The 17,395-nt window shown below is 55.2% G+C and carries 16 protein-coding genes; 9 read left to right on the top strand and 7 right to left on the bottom strand.

Annotation, left to right across the window (positions count from 1 at the left end; all coding sequences use genetic code 11):
• Positions 1-38 precede the first annotated feature (38 nt).
• The 3 genes from ogt to uspE all read left to right on the top strand — a co-directional run bounded on the left by ogt (position 39) and on the right by uspE (position 2,603).
• Entirely contained in the window at positions 39-554 is a 516-nt protein-coding gene (ogt, locus tag ABLU80_RS03240; RefSeq protein WP_348849688.1) for a methylated-DNA--[protein]-cysteine S-methyltransferase, read from the top strand.
• A 194-nt stretch (positions 555-748) separates the two neighbouring features.
• The gene (fnr, locus tag ABLU80_RS03235; protein ID WP_004862555.1) at positions 749-1,501 is read left to right on the top strand and encodes a fumarate/nitrate reduction transcriptional regulator Fnr; all 753 of its coding nucleotides are present in this window, start codon (positions 749-751) and stop codon (positions 1,499-1,501) included.
• Positions 1,502-1,652: 151 nt separating this feature from the next.
• Positions 1,653-2,603: a universal stress protein UspE gene (gene uspE / locus ABLU80_RS03230; RefSeq protein ID WP_015366817.1), complete on the top strand. Its 951-nt coding sequence runs from the start codon at positions 1,653-1,655 to the stop codon at positions 2,601-2,603.
• A 135-nt stretch (positions 2,604-2,738) separates the two neighbouring features.
• Here the strand turns inward: uspE and ABLU80_RS03225 are convergent, their stop codons facing one another.
• The 3 genes from ABLU80_RS03225 to pntA all read right to left on the bottom strand — a co-directional run bounded on the left by ABLU80_RS03225 (position 2,739) and on the right by pntA (position 5,986).
• Positions 2,739-2,927: a YdiH family protein gene (locus ABLU80_RS03225; protein WP_015366818.1), complete on the bottom strand. Its 189-nt coding sequence runs from the start codon at positions 2,925-2,927 to the stop codon at positions 2,739-2,741.
• Between the two features lie 130 nt (positions 2,928-3,057).
• Positions 3,058-4,446 (bottom strand): Re/Si-specific NAD(P)(+) transhydrogenase subunit beta, encoded by a 1,389-nt coding sequence (gene pntB, locus ABLU80_RS03220; RefSeq protein ID WP_020078971.1) that lies wholly within the window; start codon positions 4,444-4,446, stop codon positions 3,058-3,060.
• A 10-nt stretch (positions 4,447-4,456) separates the two neighbouring features.
• Complete coding sequence (gene pntA, locus ABLU80_RS03215) at positions 4,457-5,986, bottom strand: Re/Si-specific NAD(P)(+) transhydrogenase subunit alpha (protein ID WP_015705256.1); 1,530 nt, start codon at positions 5,984-5,986, stop codon at positions 4,457-4,459.
• Positions 5,987-6,505: 519 nt separating this feature from the next.
• Between pntA and ydgH the strand changes: the two genes are divergently transcribed.
• The 3 genes from ydgH (at position 6,506) to folM (ending at position 9,776) form a co-directional block, all read left to right on the top strand.
• Complete coding sequence (gene ydgH / locus ABLU80_RS03210) at positions 6,506-7,456, top strand: DUF1471 family protein YdgH (RefSeq protein ID WP_032714395.1); 951 nt, start codon at positions 6,506-6,508, stop codon at positions 7,454-7,456.
• Between the two features lie 177 nt (positions 7,457-7,633).
• On the top strand, positions 7,634-9,016 hold the full coding sequence (locus tag ABLU80_RS03205; RefSeq protein WP_015366823.1) for an amino acid permease: 1,383 nt from the start codon (positions 7,634-7,636) through the stop codon (positions 9,014-9,016).
• Positions 9,017-9,053: 37 nt separating this feature from the next.
• On the top strand, positions 9,054-9,776 hold the full coding sequence (gene folM / locus ABLU80_RS03200; protein WP_015366824.1) for a dihydromonapterin reductase: 723 nt from the start codon (positions 9,054-9,056) through the stop codon (positions 9,774-9,776).
• Here folM and ABLU80_RS03195 read toward each other — a convergent pair.
• Positions 9,773-10,108 carry a GlpM family protein gene (locus tag ABLU80_RS03195; RefSeq protein ID WP_015366825.1) on the bottom strand — a complete coding sequence of 112 codons (336 nt, stop codon included), beginning with the start codon at positions 10,106-10,108 and terminating at the stop codon, positions 9,773-9,775. The genes folM and ABLU80_RS03195 overlap by 4 nt on opposite strands.
• Before the next feature lie 125 nt (positions 10,109-10,233).
• Between ABLU80_RS03195 and rstA the strand changes: the two genes are divergently transcribed.
• Positions 10,234-10,950, top strand: a complete 717-nt coding sequence (gene rstA, locus ABLU80_RS03190) for a two-component system response regulator RstA (RefSeq protein WP_032707933.1) — start codon at positions 10,234-10,236, stop codon at positions 10,948-10,950.
• 6 nt (positions 10,951-10,956) lie between these two features.
• Here the strand turns inward: rstA and ABLU80_RS03185 are convergent, their stop codons facing one another.
• Positions 10,957-11,538 carry a hypothetical protein gene (locus ABLU80_RS03185; protein ID WP_047079691.1) on the bottom strand — a complete coding sequence of 194 codons (582 nt, stop codon included), beginning with the start codon at positions 11,536-11,538 and terminating at the stop codon, positions 10,957-10,959.
• Between the two features lie 190 nt (positions 11,539-11,728).
• On the opposite strand from ABLU80_RS03185, the gene rstB reads away from it, so the two are divergent.
• The gene (rstB, locus tag ABLU80_RS03180; protein ID WP_015705253.1) at positions 11,729-13,030 is read left to right on the top strand and encodes a two-component system sensor histidine kinase RstB; all 1,302 of its coding nucleotides are present in this window, start codon (positions 11,729-11,731) and stop codon (positions 13,028-13,030) included.
• Between the two features lie 73 nt (positions 13,031-13,103).
• The gene (tus, locus tag ABLU80_RS03175) at positions 13,104-14,036 is read left to right on the top strand and encodes a DNA replication terminus site-binding protein (protein ID WP_348849687.1); all 933 of its coding nucleotides are present in this window, start codon (positions 13,104-13,106) and stop codon (positions 14,034-14,036) included.
• Here tus and fumC read toward each other — a convergent pair.
• Entirely contained in the window at positions 14,026-15,426 is a 1,401-nt protein-coding gene (fumC, locus tag ABLU80_RS03170) for a class II fumarate hydratase (protein ID WP_032714393.1), read from the bottom strand. The genes tus and fumC overlap by 11 nt on opposite strands.
• A gap of 144 nt (positions 15,427-15,570) precedes the next feature.
• The gene (gene fumA, locus ABLU80_RS03165) at positions 15,571-17,217 is read right to left on the bottom strand and encodes a class I fumarate hydratase FumA (protein ID WP_015366832.1); all 1,647 of its coding nucleotides are present in this window, start codon (positions 17,215-17,217) and stop codon (positions 15,571-15,573) included.
• Positions 17,218-17,395: the final 178 nt, after the last annotated feature.

Here is a 17,395-nt window from a genome sequence, read left to right as displayed (position 1 = left end):
TGTGCTCTTGCCGAAATAACCTCGTAGAAGGAAGACCGATGCTGACGCTACTGCAAGATAAAATCGATACCCCGCTGGGGCCGCTGTGGGTCATTTGCGATGAACAATTTAATCTGCGCGCCGTGGAGTGGGATCAGCACCGTGACCGTATGGAGCAACTGCTCGACATCCACTACCGCCATGAGGGTTATGTACGTCTTGATGCGCGCGATCCGGGCGGGCTGAGCGCGAAACTGCGGCAATACTTCGACGGCGATCTCGCGATTATCGATACCCTGCCGACCGCCACCGGCGGGACGCCGTTTCAACGTCAGGTCTGGCAAGCGCTGCGCACGATTCCCTGCGGGCAAGTCATGCACTACGGTCAGTTAGCCGAGGCTCTTGGCCGCCCAGGCGCGGCCCGTGCGGTCGGCGCGGCAAACGGTTCCAATCCGGTCAGCATTGTGGTTCCCTGCCATCGGGTGATTGGCCGTAACGGCACCATGACCGGCTACGCCGGGGGCGTACAGCGCAAAGAGTGGTTATTGCGCCATGAAGGCTATTTGCTGCTTTAACAGATAATGCCTTTTTTGGAAATTACAGGTAACTTTACAATAATTGATCGCTTAATAAATTTCTTGTTATCAAAGAGATAGGGTGAAAGGTATATTTCCCCTTCTAATATTGCGTCTTTCCGGGTTTCGAGACTTACTTGCTCCTCAAAAAGATGTTAAAATTGACCAATATCAATTAAAGCTTGAGCAGACATATGATCCCGGAAAAGCGAATTATACGACGCATTCAGTCTGGTGGTTGTGCAATCCATTGTCAGGATTGCAGCATTAGCCAGCTCTGCATCCCCTTTACTTTGAACGAACATGAGCTGGATCAGCTTGATAATATCATCGAGCGTAAGAAGCCTATTCAGAAAGGGCAAACCCTGTTCAAAGCGGGTGATGAGCTGAAGTCGCTGTACGCTATCCGTTCAGGGACCATCAAAAGCTACACCATCACCGAACAAGGCGATGAGCAGATTACCGGCTTCCACCTGGCGGGTGATTTGGTCGGTTTTGACGCCATTGGCACCGCCCTGCACCCAAGCTTTGCGCAGGCGCTGGAAACCTCAATGGTTTGTGAAATTCCGTTCGAAACGCTGGATGATCTTTCCGGTAAAATGCCGAACCTGCGTCAGCAGATGATGCGCCTGATGAGCGGCGAGATCAAAGGCGATCAGGACATGATCCTGCTGCTTTCCAAAAAGAACGCAGAAGAACGGCTGGCGGCCTTTATCTACAACCTGTCCCGCCGTTTCGCGCAGCGCGGCTTCTCACCGCGTGAGTTCCGTCTGACCATGACCCGTGGCGACATCGGCAACTATCTGGGCCTGACGGTAGAAACCATTAGCCGCCTGCTCGGTCGTTTCCAGAAAAGCGGTATGCTGGCGGTGAAAGGGAAATATATCACCATCGAAAACAGCGATCTGCTGGCGCAACTGGCAGGCCAGGCGCGCAACGTCGCCTGATTTATCTCCGCTATACTTTCTTCTACCTTGTGCCGGATCGACATTTTTTTCTAATTTGTTGATCTGGCCAGGGTCATCCCCTGTTTCAATTCATCCATATAGGTTATCTTTTTAATGACTGACTGTAGCTACAGCTGTAAGGAGACCCTGTATGGCGAAGTATCAGAACATGCTGGTAGTAATCGACCCTAACCAGGACGACCAGCCTGCATTACGGCGCGCGGTGTATCTGCACCAACGGATTGGTGGACGCATCAAAGCCTTTTTGCCGATCTATGATTTTTCCTATGAAATGACCACCCTGCTGTCGCCCGACGAGCGGACGGCGATGCGCCAGGGCGTGATTAGCCAACGCAGCGCCTGGATCCGTGAACAGGCCAAGTTTTACATTGAATCCGGGGTGCCAATCGATATCAAAGTGGTGTGGCACAACCGCCCCTTTGAAGCCATCATTCAGGAAATCATCAGCGATAAACACGACCTGCTGCTGAAAATGGCCCATCAGCACGACAAACTCGAAGCCGTCATCTTCACCCCGACCGACTGGCACCTGCTGCGCAAATGTCCATGCCCGGTATGGATGGTTAAAGATCAACCGTGGCCGGAAGGCGGTAAAGCGCTGGTGGCGGTTAATCTGGCCAGTGAAGAGAACTATCACAACGCCCTCAATGAAAAACTGGTGCGGGAGACCATCGCCCTCGCCGATCAGGTTAACCATACCGAAGTACATCTGGTTGGCGCCTATCCGGTGACGCCTATCAACATCGCCATTGAATTACCTGATTTTGACCCGAGCATCTATAACGATGCGATTCGCGGCCAGCATCTGCTGGCTATGAAAGCGCTGCGCCAGAAATTCAGCATCGATGAAAACCGCACCCACGTAGAGAAAGGGCTGCCGGAAGAGGTTATCCCTGATTTAGCTGAACATCTGCAGGCCGGGATTGTGGTGCTGGGCACCGTTGGCCGCACCGGTATTTCTGCCGCGTTTCTCGGCAATACCGCGGAACAGGTTATCGACCACCTGCGCTGCGACCTGCTGGTACTGAAACCGGAAGCTTATCAAACCCCGGTTGAACTGGACGATGAAGACGACGACTAACGGCGTCTCATGAGGTTTGAAATTATATCTAACATCCCCCGCCCGTCGGGGGATTTTTTTGTCGGCCCGCTAAAATAGAAAAAGGGCCATACGGCCCCGGATATCAACGCTAATTTAACAAGCTTAGAGAATGCGTTAGTGGATACCTAAACGCCAGGCCAGGTCGATCTCTTCTTTCAGTTCCATCGACGAAAGCGACATCAGATCGGCAAACTCGAGCTCGAGGAGTTTGAGCTTCTTCAGGTACTGCGCGGGGGTCATAACAGCGGTATCGCGGCGCAGGTACTCGATGGCCATCTGCGTGGGGGTTAACTCGGTATCCATAATATCCTCAGTGTGGTGAAAAAACAGGCATAGTATAACACCCATCGCCGTTCACTTTATGAGCAAATCATGGTTTCACTGTCTATATAAAAAAGCCGTCTCAACAGAGACGGCTTAGAGCGTTGCGCTATTACAGCGCTTTCAGAATGGCATCCACGCTGGCTTTAGCGTCGCCAAACAGCATGTGGGTGTTCTCTTTGAAGAACAGCGGGTTCTGCACGCCTGCATAGCCGGTGTTCATCGACCGTTTAAAGACCACCACGTTTTGCGCCTTCCACACTTCCAGCACCGGCATACCGGCGATCGGGCTCTTCGGATCGTCCTGCGCCGCCGGGTTCACCGTGTCGTTCGCGCCAATCACCAGTACAGTATCGGTATCGGCGAAATCATCGTTAATTTCATCCATTTCCAGCACCACATCGTACGGAACCTTCGCTTCCGCCAGCAGCACGTTCATGTGCCCCGGCAGTCGTCCGGCGACCGGGTGGATACCGAAGCGCACCTTGATACCGCGCGCACGCAGCTTCTCAGTGATTTCCGCCACCGGATACTGCGCCTGTGCCACCGCCATCCCGTAGCCCGGCGTGATGATCACGGAATGCGAGTTTTTCAGCATTTCCGCCGTCTCTTCAGCGCTGATTTCGCGATGCTCGCCAACTTCTTCATCGCCGCTGGAACTGCCGCCATCGGTGCCGAAACCGCCGGCGATAACGCTGATAAACGAACGGTTCATCGCCTTACACATAATGTAGGAGAGGATGGCACCGGAAGAACCGACCAGCGCGCCGGTCACGATCAGCAGGTCGTTGCTGAGCATGAAGCCCGCCGCCGCCGCCGCCCAACCGGAGTACGAGTTCAGCATCGATACCACCACCGGCATATCCGCGCCGCCGATAGACGCCACCAGGTGCCAGCCGAACGCCAGGGCGATAATGGTCATCACCAGCAGGCATAGTACCTGCGTTCCGGTGCTGTCGGTACGCACGAAGGCCACCAGCAGCAGGAAGGAGATGACTAACGCCGCCAGGTTCAGCTTGTGGCGATTCGGCAACATCAGCGGTTTTGACGAAATTTTGCCGCGCAGCTTACCAAAAGCAACGATCGAGCCGGTGAAGGTCACGGCGCCGATAAAGATGCCAAGAAACACTTCAGTCAGGTGAATATTCGCCAGCACCTGATCGAGGCCCGGTCCATGGTCGAGATAACTGTTGAAGCCGACCAGCACCGCCGCCAGACCAACGAAGCTATGCAGCACCGCCACCAGCTCCGGCATCTCGGTCATTTCGACTTTCTTCGCCAGACGGATACCAATCGCGCCGCCGATAACCATCGCCACGATGATCCAGCCGACGTTACCGCTGTCCGGCCCAAAGATGGTGGCAATCAGCGCAATCGCCATCCCGGCGATGCCGTACAGGTTCCCCTGCTTCGACGTTTCGTGCTTTGACAGCCCCGCAAGGCTAAAGATAAACAGAATAGCGGCAACAATGTATGCAGCTGTAACTAATCCTCCAGACATGTGCTACCCCTTAGTTTTTGCGGAACATTTTCAGCATGCGCTGAGTGACGGTGAAACCACCAAAAATATTAATGCTGGCGATCAACACCGCGATAAAGCTTAAGAAGCTGACCCAGCCGCCATGCCCTATCTGCAGCAATGCCCCAACGACAATAATCCCTGAAATGGCGTTGGTTACCGACATGAGTGGCGTGTGCAGCGCGTGCGACACGTTCCACACCACGTAGTAACCGACTACGCAGGAGAGCGCGAAGACGGTAAAGTGACCCAGAAACTCTTTCGGCGCGACGTTCGCCAGCCAGCCAAAGAGGATAATCGCCAGCGCCATCAGCGCGTATTTACGCCACGGCGAAGCTGGTTTAGCCTCTTCTTTTGGCGCTTCGACGGTTTTCGCCGCCGCCTGCGGCTGCGCGGAGACCTGAATCGGCGGCGCCGGCCAGGTAATTTCGCCCTCGCGGACCACCGTGACGCCGCGCACCACTACATCGTCGAAATCGATGGTGATATTGCCGTCTTTTTCCTTGCACAGCAGCTTCAGCAGGTTTACCAGGTTGGTGCCGTAGAGCTGAGAAGATTGCGTCGGCAGACGACCCGGCAGGTCGGTATAGCCGATAATTTTCACGCCGTTGGCGGTGGTCACGACTTCACCCGGCACGGTGTATTCACAGTTGCCGCCGTTTTGCGACGCCAGATCGACCACCACGCTGCCTGGCTTCATGGTGTCAACCATTTCGCGGGTAATCAGCTTCGGCGCCGGTTTACCCGGGATTAAAGCCGTGGTGACAATGATATCGACATCTTTCGCCTGCGCGGCGAACAGCGCCATCTCGGCTTTGATAAAGGCTTCAGACATGACTTTGGCATAACCGTCGCCGCTGCCCGCTTCTTCTTTGAAGTCCAGTTCAAGGAACTCGGCGCCCATACTCTGCACCTGTTCTTTCACTTCCGGACGGGTATCGAAGGCGCGGACGATGGCGCCGAGGCTGTTCGCCGCGCCAATCGCCGCAAGGCCGGCGACGCCTGCGCCGATTACCATCACCTTCGCTGGCGGTACTTTACCCGCCGCGGTGATCTGGCCGGTAAAGAAGCGGCCGAATTCGTGCGCCGCTTCGACAATCGCGCGATAACCGGCGATGTTGGCCATCGAACTCAGGGCATCTAACGACTGGGCGCGGGAAATACGCGGCACCGAGTCCATTGCCATGACGTTGATACCGCGAGCGGCCAGCTTTTCCATGAGATCCGGATTCTGCGCCGGCCAGATGAAACTCACCAGCGTGGTGCCCGGATTGAGCTTCGCAATCTCCGCATCGTTCGGCGCGTTAACCTTGAGGATAACGTCGGAGTGCCAGACGTTATCCGCGCTGACGATTTCCGCGCCCGCCTGTTCGAAGGCTTCATCGTCGAAGCTCGCCAGTTTCCCGGCCCCGCTCTCGACCGCCACGCTAAACCCGAGCTTAAGCAGCTGCTCGACCGTCTTCGGCGTCGCAGCGGCCCGGGTTTCCTGAGCTAAGCTCTCTTTTGGTATCCCAATTCGCATAGTTTTCCCTTCCATCGGTTTTTGATGATGGTTTATTTTTTTCACAAATGCGCCAGCGGCGGCGCAAAAACGCCGCTCAGGTATTCATCTGGAAAATGAAACAGTAACAAACTTTTTATAACCTACTGAAAATACCGATTGTGATCTACATCGTTAAAACAGAATTTTTGATTTTATTGAGAAAAATTAGTCCTGACTGCGTCAGGCAGCAATATTTGCCTTAATTTTATGCCAGAACCTGATAATTCGCTTACCTGAGGGATTAATTCGCCATTTATTACCGTCAGTATCATTGCATTAACATTACGTTAACTTATAAAAGTGATATTGATTATCGACTTTGCTGTTCAAGGGGCTGTTTTTTCAACATATCGGTATTTGTTATATTTTTGTAACGAACGATTCGGGCGGGAAGTGAAAAATGACGCAGACAGTTACGTTGTTTAAATGCAATAATCACCTGTTTTCAGTCAACAACAATACCAGTACATGGTTTGCGCAAGGCAAAGGATTATTTTTATGAAGCTTAAGAACACACTCCTGGCGTCTGCTCTTCTGGCTACCACCGCGTTGTCTGCCCATGCAGCGACCGAGCTGACTCCGGAGCAAGCGGCAGCGCTGAAGCCCTATGACCGCGTCGTCGTCACTGGCCGTTTTAACGCGATTGGCGATGCCGTACAGGCGGTTTCCCGCAAGGCGGATAAAGATGGCGCAGCTTCCTTTTATGTTGTCGACACCTCAGATTTCGGCAACGGCGGCAACTGGCGCGTAACGGCGGATTTCTATAAAGAAAACGCCCCGCAGGCGGATACCCCGAAAAACCGTATCATTAACGGCGTGATGGAACTGCCGAAAGACCAGGCCGTCACGCTGATGCCGTATGACACCGTGACCGTACAGGGCTTCTACCGCAGCCAGCCTGAAGTCAACGACGCCATCGCCAAAGCGGCGAAAGCCAAAGGCGCGTATGCCTTCTTCATCGTCCGTCAGGTTGACGCCAACCAGGGCGGCAACCAGCGCATCACCGCTTATATCTATAAAAAGGATGCGCAGAAGCGCGTACTGCAGAGCCCTGATGCGATTCCAGCGGATTCCGAAGCCGGTCGCGCCGCTCTGGCGAAAGGCGGCGAAGCGGCTAAAAATGTCGAGATCCCAGGCGTGGCCTCCTCTGCGGCCGTCGGCGCCGGCACCGGCGTAGGTCTGTTCTACGAAACCCAATCGTCGAAAGGCGGACGTTACACTGTCACCCTACCGGACGGCACGAAAGTCGAAGAAGTGAACAAGATCACCGCCGCGCAGATGGTGCCGTTTGATAGCATCAAATTCACCGGTAACTACGGCAATATGACAGAAATCTCCTACCAGACCGCGAAACGCGCGGCGAAGAAAGGGGCAAAATACTACCACATCACCCGCCAGTGGCAGGAACGTGGTGGCAACATCACCATTAGCGCCGACCTATATAAGTAATCGGTTTCAACTGCTCAAAAAGGCGACATCGGGTCGCCTTTTTACATTTTTTCGCCCGCCGCCATTGCATGCGTTCAAGACACTCCGTAAAATCCCGCGCCTTAGCGTAATCCTCCATTTTTATGCGATTTCGCCAAATAAATATTCTTGATTCACTGTTGCCACCTCGGGAATACAATGGAAAAGAAACTGGGCCTTAGCGCCCTGACCGCACTGGTACTCAGCTCCATGCTGGGCGCGGGCGTTTTCAGTTTGCCGCAAAACATGGCTGCCGTTGCCAGCCCATCCGCTCTGCTTATCGGCTGGGCCATCACCGGCGTCGGGATTTTATTCCTCGCTTTCGCCATGCTATTGCTGACCCGAATCCGCCCGGAACTGGACGGCGGAATCTTTACCTATGCCCGTGAAGGTTTTGGCGAACTGATCGGTTTCTGTTCCGCCTGGGGTTACTGGCTGTGCGCGGTGATTGCCAACGTCTCCTACCTGGTTATCGTCTTCTCTGCCCTCAGTTTCTTCACCGATACGCCGGAGATGCGTATTTTTGGTGACGGTAACACCTGGCAGGCGATCGTCGGCGCGTCCGTGCTGCTCTGGGTGGTGCATTTTCTGGTGCTGCGTGGGGTCCAGACCGCGGCAGGCATTAACCTGGTGGCGACGCTGGCTAAACTGTTGCCGCTCGGCGCATTTGTGGCGCTGGCCGCTATCGCGTTCCGGCTAGATACTTTCCGCCTCGACTTCAGCGGTATAGCGCTCGGCGTACCGGTATGGGAACAGGTGAAAAACACCATGCTGATCACCCTGTGGGTATTTATCGGCGTGGAGGGCGCAGTAGTAGTCTCTGCTCGCGCGCGCCACAAGCGCGACGTTGGCCGCGCGACGCTGCTGGCGGTGGTCTCGGCATTGGCGGTTTATCTGCTGGTCACCCTGCTGTCGCTGGGCGTTGTCGCCCGCCCGGAACTGGCTGAAATGCGCAACCCGTCGATGGCTGGCCTGATGGTCAAAATGATGGGGTCATGGGGCGAGGTCGTGATCGCCGCGGGATTAATTATCTCCGTCTGCGGCGCCTATTTAAGCTGGACCATTATGGCCGCCGAAGTGCCGTATCTGGCGGCGACGCATAAAGCGTTCCCGCGCCTGTTCGCCAAAACCAATAAGAATAACGCCCCCTCTTCCTCGCTGTGGTTGACCAACATCAGCGTGCAGATTTGTCTGGTGCTGATTTGGCTTACCGGATCCGACTACGGTACCCTGCTAACCATCGCCTCAGAAATGATTCTGGTGCCCTATTTCCTCGTTGGCGCTTTCCTGCTTAAGATTGCCGTACGTCCGTTACATAAAGCCGTGGGTGTCGGCGCGTGCGTTTATGGCTTATGGTTATTGTATGCGTCCGGTCCTGTGCATTTGTTATTGTCGGTGGTACTTTACGCTCCGGGTCTTCTGGTTTTCCTGTACGCCCGCCGTACGCACCAGCACGATCGCATGCTCAAACGCCGTGAAATGGCATTAATTGGTTTTTTGCTGGTTGCCGCCGTTCCGGCAACGTGGATGCTGGTGGGGTAAGCGGTTGCCCTACCGCTGAACTTGAAAGGAGATACCCATGGCTGAACCACAGCCTCGTCCGGTCCTGATCACAGGAGCAGGCCGCCGTATCGGCCTCGCTCTGGCACACCATTTTTTAAACCAGCAGCAACCGGTGATCGTCAGCTATCGCCAGCATTATCCTTCGATTGACACCCTGCGCGAAGCCGGCGCGGTGTGTCTGCAGGCCGATTTCAGCAGCGACGACGGTATTCTTACCTTCGCGGAAGCGGTGAAGGCGCAGACCAGCGGGCTGCGTGCGATTATTCATAACGCCAGTGATTGGATGGCGGAAAAACCCGGTGTGCCGTTATCCACGGTGATATCGCGGATGATGCAGATTCACGTCCACGCGCCCTATCTGCTTAACCATGCGCTGGAGAGCCTGCTGCGTGGTTTTGGTCACGCCGCCAGCGATATTATTCACATTACCGACTACGTGGTGGAACGCGGCAGCGATAAGCATATCGCCTATGCCGCCAGTAAAGCGGCACTTGATAATATGACCCGCTCTTTCGCCCGTAAGCTGGCCCCGGAAGTGAAGGTCAACGCCATCGCGCCATCGCTGATTATGTTTAACGAGCATGATGACGCTGAATATCGTAAACAGGCGTTGGATAAATCGCTGATGAAAATCGCGCCGGGTGAAAAAGAGATAATCGACCTCATCGATTATCTGTTCACCAGTTGCTACGTGACCGGCCGCTCTTTCGCTGTCGACGGCGGCCGACCGCTGCGCTAGTGGAAACGGCTCCAGCCGAGAATGAGCAGCCAGGCAGCCAGACTCCAGCAGATCACCGCGCCTGCCAGCGCGTAAGGCAGGCGCATTACGCCAGTGAAGTACCATAATGAAAGTAAGTAGATAAAATACGGGATGATTGACCACATGCCGAAGACAATAGTCGTGCGCAGCGCTTCAATGCCGCGCTCGCTGGCGACGATATAATGGGCAATCAGCGCGAAGGTCGGAAATAACGGAATTAAACCGGCAATATAGTAATTTTTGGTTTTTGACAGTACGCCTATCAGTACCACCACCAACGCTCCCAGCAGCGCTTTAATCAACAGCCCCATTTTATGCCTTAACATTTGAACAACAATTTCCACCAGCATAACGGAAGAACATTTGTTTATGAAAGATTAATGGCAGGCAATTTGCGGGCGGTGTATGTTAGCTTTTTAATTTATACGCGTAAGATATGAATAAGATCGTTTTTGTTGAGGATGAGCCCGAAGTTGGCGCGCTTATCGCCGCCTATCTGGGAAAACATGATATGGACGTGGTTGTTGAGCCGCGCGGCGACCGGGCCGAAGAGGTTATTGCTCGTGAACAACCCGATCTGGTACTGCTGGATATCATGCTGCCTGGCAAAGACGGGATGACGCTGTGCCGGGACCTGCGCAGCCAGTGGCAGGGTCCGATCGTGTTGCTGACCTCGCTCGATAGCGATATGAACCATATTCTGTCGCTGGAGATGGGCGCCAGTGATTATATCCTCAAAACCACCCCACCTGCGGTGCTGCTGGCCCGCTTACGTTTGCATCTGCGCCAGCACGTGGCTTCGCCGTCGATGCCAGCTCCCGCAACCCTGACGCCGCATAAAGCCATTGTCTTTGGTTCACTGTCGATCGACCCGGTTAACCGTCAGGTCCTGCTTGGCGGCGACAACGTCGCTTTGTCCACCGCCGATTTTGACCTGCTGTGGGAGCTGGCGACCCATGCCGGGCAGATTATGGATCGCGATGCGCTGTTGAAAAATCTCCGCGGCGTCAGCTACGACGGCATGGATCGCAGCGTCGATGTCGCCATTTCACGCCTGCGTAAAAAGCTGCTCGACAACGCCACCGAGCCCTACCGCATCAAGACGGTGCGCAACAAAGGCTATTTGTTCGCCCCGCATGCCTGGGATAATTAATCCGCGTCAGGAATAGACCGACATCACGCCGTGTAGTCGGTCTTGAAATTCAGCGTATTTCTCTCTGAATGCCTTTTCATCGTTTTCGTCATACCAGCGTACGACCTCACGGCTGGCAAGGAAATGATCCAGTAATTCACCGCTTGCCAGAATCCATTGCGGTAAACCATCGACCTGTAGGCTCCAGCCCCCTGGATGATAGTGGATGAAATCATTGCGCAGCTGGTGAAGCTTGTCCATCGCCACCGTACAGTCTTCGCTGGGTGTGAATCCGCTGCTCTTCCTCGTCGCACGGTATAGCGTCATGAAGGACGGCAGCTGCAGTTTATTGATGTTGGTGAAATCGTCGTTGCAAATTTGCTGGAAAATATCTCGAGTCGACGCTTTACCGTCGACCAGGTAGACCAGAAAGTCATTGCCCTGACACAGCGCCAACACCATCGCGTTCTGCAGGATGCTGTGCCAGCCGGTAATCACCCACTTCCACTGATAAGGGTCGGCGATCGCCTGCATATGGCTCAGAACCATATCGAAGGTTTTTAAAATCTCAACATTATTATCAGTATGCAAATACACGGGATTAGTCATCTGGCGCTCTCCATCATTTAAGGGGCGCTTAAATTAACAGAGAGGCTGGCACGTGACAGGACGGGCAGTCGGCTTAAAATGGCTCTCGGTCATTCGGCCTGGCGCGTCGGTGAGAACTTTGCCGAGCGGGATCCTTCTCCTGTAGAATCTTTTGTTGCGAGATAACCCAGTTAATGACCGGTGATGATTAATGAAAAAACTGTTTGTGCAGTTTTACCTTTTGCTGTTCGTCTGCTTCCTGGTCATGACCATGCTGGTCGGCCTGGTGTATAAATTCACCGCCGAGCGCGCCGGACGCCAGTCGCTGGACGATCTGATGAAAAGCTCGCTGTATCTGATGCGCAGCGAACTGCGCGAGATCCCCCCGCGCGACTGGAGCAACACGCTGAAAGAGCTGGACCTCAACCTCTCTTTCGATCTGCACATTGAACCGTTAAGCAAATTCAAGCTCTCGGAAAGCTCGATGCAGCACCTGCGCGCGGGCGATATCGTGGCGCTGGACGATCAGTACACCTTTATTCAACGCATCCCGCGCAGCCATTACGTATTGTCAGTCGGCCCGGTGCCCTATCTCTATTTTTTGCATGAGATGCGCCTGCTGGACGTCGCACTGATGGCGTTTATCGCTATTTCACTGGCGTTCCCGGTGTTTATCTGGATGCGTCCGCACTGGCAGGATATGTTGCGAATCGAAACCGCCGCACAGCGCTTCGGCGAAGGCCATTTTAGCGAGCGCATTCATTTCGATAGCATGTCGAGCTTCGAGCGACTCGGCGTGGCCTTTAACCAGATGGCCGATAATATCAACGCCCTGATAGCCAGTAAAAAACAGCTTATTGACGGTATCGCCCATGAATTGCGCACGCCGCTGGTGCGCCTGCGCTATCGCCTGGAGATGAGCGAAAATCTGACCGAGGCGGAGTCGCAGGCTCTCAATCGCGATATCGGGCAACTGGAAGCGCTGATTGAAGAACTGCTCACCTACGCGCGCCTCGATCGCCCGCAGAACGAACTCAACCTGACCACCCCGGATTTCCCGGCCTGGATCCGCGCGCACGTCGAAGATATTCAGCTGGTCAATCCGCAGCGTGAAGTCGCGTTGCGCCAGCTTACGGCGGGCGACTACGGTGCGCTGGATATGCGTTTAATGGAGCGCGTGCTGGATAATCTGGTCAATAATGCCCTGCGCTACAGCCATCAACATATTCATATCAGCCTGTCGCTGGCCGGTTCACGGGCGACGCTGCGCGTGGAAGATGATGGCCCGGGTATCGCCCTTGAGGAACGCGAACGGGTATTCGAGCCGTTTGTCCGTCTCGATCCCAGCCGCGATCGCGCCACCGGCGGCTGCGGCCTGGGGCTGGCTATCGTACACAGTATTGCCCAGGCAATGGCCGGTGAAGTCCGCTGCGACGAAAGCTCGCTCGGCGGCGCGGCGTTCATTTTCAGCTGGCCTATTTACCACCAGCTTCCCGCTTTTACTTCTGCTTAGCCGAACTTGCGCAGGCGTTACGGCCTGCGTATAGTTTATACTCAAACAGTATGTTGTAACTAAGGCGGTAATCATGGCAAGCTACGACCTCGTTGCGCGCTTAAATGACACCTTTCGTGAGCTTGAGCGCGAACTACAAACCTTCAAAGCGTCGCTGAGCCGCTGTCGCCTGCTGGCGGCGCGGGTTTTCGAATTGCCGGCGGTAAGCAAAGAGGCGGAGCACGCGCCGCTGGATACCATTCAGGTCACGCAGCATGTTGGGCAAGACGCGCTGGAGATGGCGCTCAGGCACTACAGCCATCTGTTTATACAGCAGCAGTCGGAAAACCGCAGCAGCAAGGCGGCGGTACGCCTGCCTGGGGCGATTTGCCTGGCGGTTGATACGCAACAGCAGGCGGAGCTACTGGAGAAAATCAGCGCTATTAACGCGCTGAAAGCGGCATTTGAGAAAATAGTCACCGTCGATTCCGGATTGCCGGCCGCCGCGCGTTTCGAATGGGTTCACCGCCACCTTCCAGGCCTGATTACCCTCAGCGCCTATCGTACGCTGACGCCGCTGCGCGATCCCAGCACCATCCGCTTCGGCTGGGCCAATAAGCATGTGATTAAAAATCTGACCCGCGATGAAGTATTAATGCAGCTAGAGAAGAGCCTGCAATCGCCGCGCGCGGTGCCGCCCTGGACCCGCGAACAGTGGCAAAGCAAGCTGGAACGGGAATTCCAGGATATCGCCGCCCTGCCGCAGCGGGCAAAATTGAAAATCAAACGCCCGGTCAAGGTACAGCCGATTGCCAGGGTGTGGTATGCCAGCGAGCAGAAGCAGGTGCAGTACGCCTGCCCCGGCCCGCTGATTGCGCTTATCTCCGGCACGCACGGGGTAAGCGTGCCGGATCTTGGTGAACTCTTGAATTACGATGCTGATAACGTGCAGTATCGCCACAAACCGCAGGCGCAGTCGTTACGATTACTGATCCCGCGTCTGCATTTATGGCTGGCTAGCGAGTAGCGAGGCTGCCAACCATATCCTGCGGACGCACCCAGCTATCGAATTCCGCTTCCGTCAGGTAACCAAGCGACAACGCCGCGGCTTTCAGCGTTAACCCTTCATGGTGCGCTTTTTTGGCGATCTCCGCCGCTTTATCGTAGCCGATATGGGTATTGAGCGCGGTCACCAGCATCAGCGACTCATTAAGCAACTGGCCGATCCGCTCGCGGTTCGGCTCAATGCCCACCGCGCAGTGCTCATTAAAGCTCTCCATGCCATCCGCCAGCAGGCGTACCGACTGCAGGAAGTTGTGGATGACCATTGGCCGATAGACGTTGAGCTCAAAGTTCCCTGACGCACCGCCGATATTCACCGCCACGTCGTTACCCATCACCTGGCAGCACAGCATGGTCAACGCTTCGCACTGCGTCGGGTTGACCTTGCCGGGCATAATGGAGGATCCCGGTTCGTTCTCCGGAATGGCGATCTCACCGATGCCGCAGCGCGGCCCGGAGGCCAGCCAGCGCACATCATTGGCGATTTTCATTAGCGAAGCCGCCAGCCCCTTCAGCGCGCCGTGGGCATGAACCAGCGCATCCACGGTGGCCAGCGCTTCAAATTTGTTTGGCGCGGTGACGAACGGCAGTCCGCTAAGCGACGCCAGTTCCGCCGCCACCCGCACCGCATATTCCGGGTGCGTGTTCAAGCCGGTGCCAACCGCCGTACCGCCCAGCGCCAGCTCAGCGAGATGCGGCTGGCTGTGTTCAATATGGCGGAGATTATGTTCCAGCATCGCGACCCAACCGGAGATCTCCTGCCCTAACGTCAGCGGCGTAGCGTCCTGTAGGTGCGTGCGGCCAATTTTAACGATGTCACCGAAGGCCAGCGACTTTTCCTGTAGCGTGGCGCGCAGCGCCTGTAGCTGCGGGATCAGCTTTTCGCGCAGCGCGATTAGCGCCGCGACGTGCATGGCTGTTGGAAAAACATCATTCGAGCTCTGGCTTTTATTGACGTCATCATTGGGATGAATTTTGCGCGCCATGCCGCGCTCGCCGCCAAGCAACTCGCTCGCACGGTTTGCCAGCACTTCGTTCATATTCATGTTGCTTTGGGTACCGGAGCCGGTTTGCCAGATAGCTAACGGAAACTCCTGCGCATGCTTGCCGGCGAGGACTTCATCTGCGGCAGCGATGATGGCGTCCGCTTTGTCCGCCGCCAGTAAGCCCAGGTCCTGGTTAACCTTCGCCGCCGCTCGCTTGGTCAGCGCCAGCGCATAGATCAATTCATCAGGCATTTTCTCCGTTGAGATACGGAAATGCTCAAGCGAGCGCTGGGTCTGCGCGCCCCAAAGTTTATCGGCCGGGACGTCGATTGCGCCCATCGAGTCTTTTTCACTGCGATGCGTTGTCATTACTTTCTCCTTGGATTCAAAGTGCGTCATAGCGACAAAGCTCACCTGCTTAAAGGATTAAGTATTAACCAGATTTATTAGTTGTTTTGGTCGTTCGTGCCGCTAAGCGGCCCAAACAAAAACCGCCCCGAAGGGCGGTCTCGTTTACTTCACGCAGCGCGAGCACTGCGACGTCTGGATCTGCTGGAAGAAGTCGTTACCTTTATCATCAACGAGGATAAAGGCCGGGAAATCTTCCACTTCGATTTTCCAGATAGCTTCCATTCCCAGCTCCGGATAAGCCACGCACTCGAGGCTGCGGATACTCTGTTGCGCGAGAACCGCCGCCGGGCCGCCGATACTACCGAGATAGAAACCGCCGTGTTTATGGCAGGCATCGGTCACCTGCTGGCTACGGTTACCCTTGGCCAGCATGATTTTACTCGCCCCGTGCGATTGCAGCAGATCGACATACGAGTCCATGCGGCCAGCGGTCGTCGGCCCCAGAGAACCGGAGGCGTAACCATCCGGCGTCTTCGCCGGGCCGGCGTAGTAGATCGGATGATCTTTGACATACTGCGGCAGCGCTTCGCCGTTATCGATAAGCTCTTTCAGCTTGGCATGGGCAATATCGCGGGCCACGATGATCGTGCCGCTCAGCGACAGACGAGTCGACACCGGATACTGCGACAGCAGCGCCAGAATCTCGCTCATCGGCTGATTGAGGTTCACCTTCACCGCTTCGCCTTCACCGGCCTGGCGCAGGTGCTCAGGGATATATTTGCCCGGGTTGCTCTCCAATTTTTCCAGCCAGATCCCCTGACGGTTAATTTTGGCTTTAATGTTACGGTCGGCGGAACAGGAGACCCCCATCCCCACCGGACAAGACGCGCCGTGACGCGGCAGGCGGACCACGCGGATATCGTGGGCGAAGTATTTCCCGCCGAACTGCGCGCCGAGGCCGAGGTTCTGCGCTTCCAGCAGCAGCTCTTGCTCCAACTGCACATCGCGGAACGCCTGGCCATGTTCGTTACCTTCGGTCGGCAGGCCATCGTAGTATTTGGTCGAGGCCAGTTTTACCGTCTTCAGCGTCGCTTCCGCCGAGGTGCCGCCAATCACAAAGGCGATATGGTACGGCGGACAGGCTGCGGTGCCGAGGGTGCGCATCTTCTCGACGAGGTAGTTTTTCAGCTTCGCCGGGGTGATTAACGCTTTCGTTTCCTGGTAGAGATACGTTTTGTTAGCGGAGCCGCCGCCCTTGGCGATACAGAGGAATTTATACTCATCGCCATCGGTAGCATAAAGATCGATCTGCGCCGGCAGGTTGGTACCGGTGTTAACCTCTTTATACATATCCAGCGGCGCGTTCTGCGAGTAACGCAGATTGTCCTGGATATAGGTGTTGTACACGCCCTGCGCCAGCGCGGCTTCATCGCCGCCGCCGGTCCATACGCGCTGTCCCTTTTTGCCCATGATGATCGCGGTGCCGGTATCCTGACAGGTCGGCAGAATGCCTTTAGCGGCGATATCGGAGTTACGCAGGAATTGCAGCGCGACGTATTTGTCGTTTTCGCTGGCTTCCGGGTCGTTGAGGATATCCGCAACCTGCTGCTGATGTGCCGGGCGGAGCATAAAGGAGGCGTCGTGGAACGCGTGTTGGGCCAGTAAGGTTAGCGCCTGGGGTTCAACCTTCAGAACCTCCTGGCCGGCGAATTCGGCGACGGAGACGTAATCACTGCTGAGGAGATAATACTCGGTGTCATCCTTTTTAAGCGGAAAAGGATCCTGATAAACAAACGGTTTGTTCGACATTGTACTCTCACTTACTGCTTGGCTGATTATGTTTCAGGCAGACACTCCATTTGCCTGTAGAAAAGCGAGTCGATCAATCTTACACAATTTTTTAACAAAAACTGAGACAAGGACGACTTTTTCTTTCAGCAGTTGCTTCTCGACGATTTGTTGGTTTAATAGAGCCAACATTTATATG

Source organism: Klebsiella sp. CN_Kp104 (assembly GCF_040064515.1).
Classification (GTDB): domain Bacteria; phylum Pseudomonadota; class Gammaproteobacteria; order Enterobacterales; family Enterobacteriaceae; genus Klebsiella; species Klebsiella aerogenes.
The sequence above is the reverse complement of the archived record's forward strand: the minus strand, read 5'-3'. Positions and strand labels throughout refer to the sequence as shown.

Coding starts and splice junctions, on each gene's coding strand:
- rstB (WP_015705253.1), top strand. CDS start 11,729: ATGAAAAAACTGTTTGTGCAGTTTTACCTTTTGCTGTTCGTCTGCTTC.
- ABLU80_RS03185 (WP_047079691.1), bottom strand. CDS start 11,538: ATGACTAATCCCGTGTATTTGCATACTGATAATAATGTTGAGATTTTA.
- ogt (WP_348849688.1), top strand. CDS start 39: ATGCTGACGCTACTGCAAGATAAAATCGATACCCCGCTGGGGCCGCTG.
- pntB (WP_020078971.1), bottom strand. CDS start 4,446: ATGTCTGGAGGATTAGTTACAGCTGCATACATTGTTGCCGCTATTCTG.
- ydgH (WP_032714395.1), top strand. CDS start 6,506: ATGAAGCTTAAGAACACACTCCTGGCGTCTGCTCTTCTGGCTACCACC.
- rstA (WP_032707933.1), top strand. CDS start 10,234: ATGAATAAGATCGTTTTTGTTGAGGATGAGCCCGAAGTTGGCGCGCTT.
- ABLU80_RS03225 (WP_015366818.1), bottom strand. CDS start 2,927: ATGGATACCGAGTTAACCCCCACGCAGATGGCCATCGAGTACCTGCGC.
- ABLU80_RS03205 (WP_015366823.1), top strand. CDS start 7,634: ATGGAAAAGAAACTGGGCCTTAGCGCCCTGACCGCACTGGTACTCAGC.
- ABLU80_RS03195 (WP_015366825.1), bottom strand. CDS start 10,108: ATGGGGCTGTTGATTAAAGCGCTGCTGGGAGCGTTGGTGGTGGTACTG.
- folM (WP_015366824.1), top strand. CDS start 9,054: ATGGCTGAACCACAGCCTCGTCCGGTCCTGATCACAGGAGCAGGCCGC.
- pntA (WP_015705256.1), bottom strand. CDS start 5,986: ATGCGAATTGGGATACCAAAAGAGAGCTTAGCTCAGGAAACCCGGGCC.
- uspE (WP_015366817.1), top strand. CDS start 1,653: ATGGCGAAGTATCAGAACATGCTGGTAGTAATCGACCCTAACCAGGAC.
- fumA (WP_015366832.1), bottom strand. CDS start 17,217: ATGTCGAACAAACCGTTTGTTTATCAGGATCCTTTTCCGCTTAAAAAG.
- fumC (WP_032714393.1), bottom strand. CDS start 15,426: ATGACAACGCATCGCAGTGAAAAAGACTCGATGGGCGCAATCGACGTC.
- fnr (WP_004862555.1), top strand. CDS start 749: ATGATCCCGGAAAAGCGAATTATACGACGCATTCAGTCTGGTGGTTGT.
- tus (WP_348849687.1), top strand. CDS start 13,104: ATGGCAAGCTACGACCTCGTTGCGCGCTTAAATGACACCTTTCGTGAG.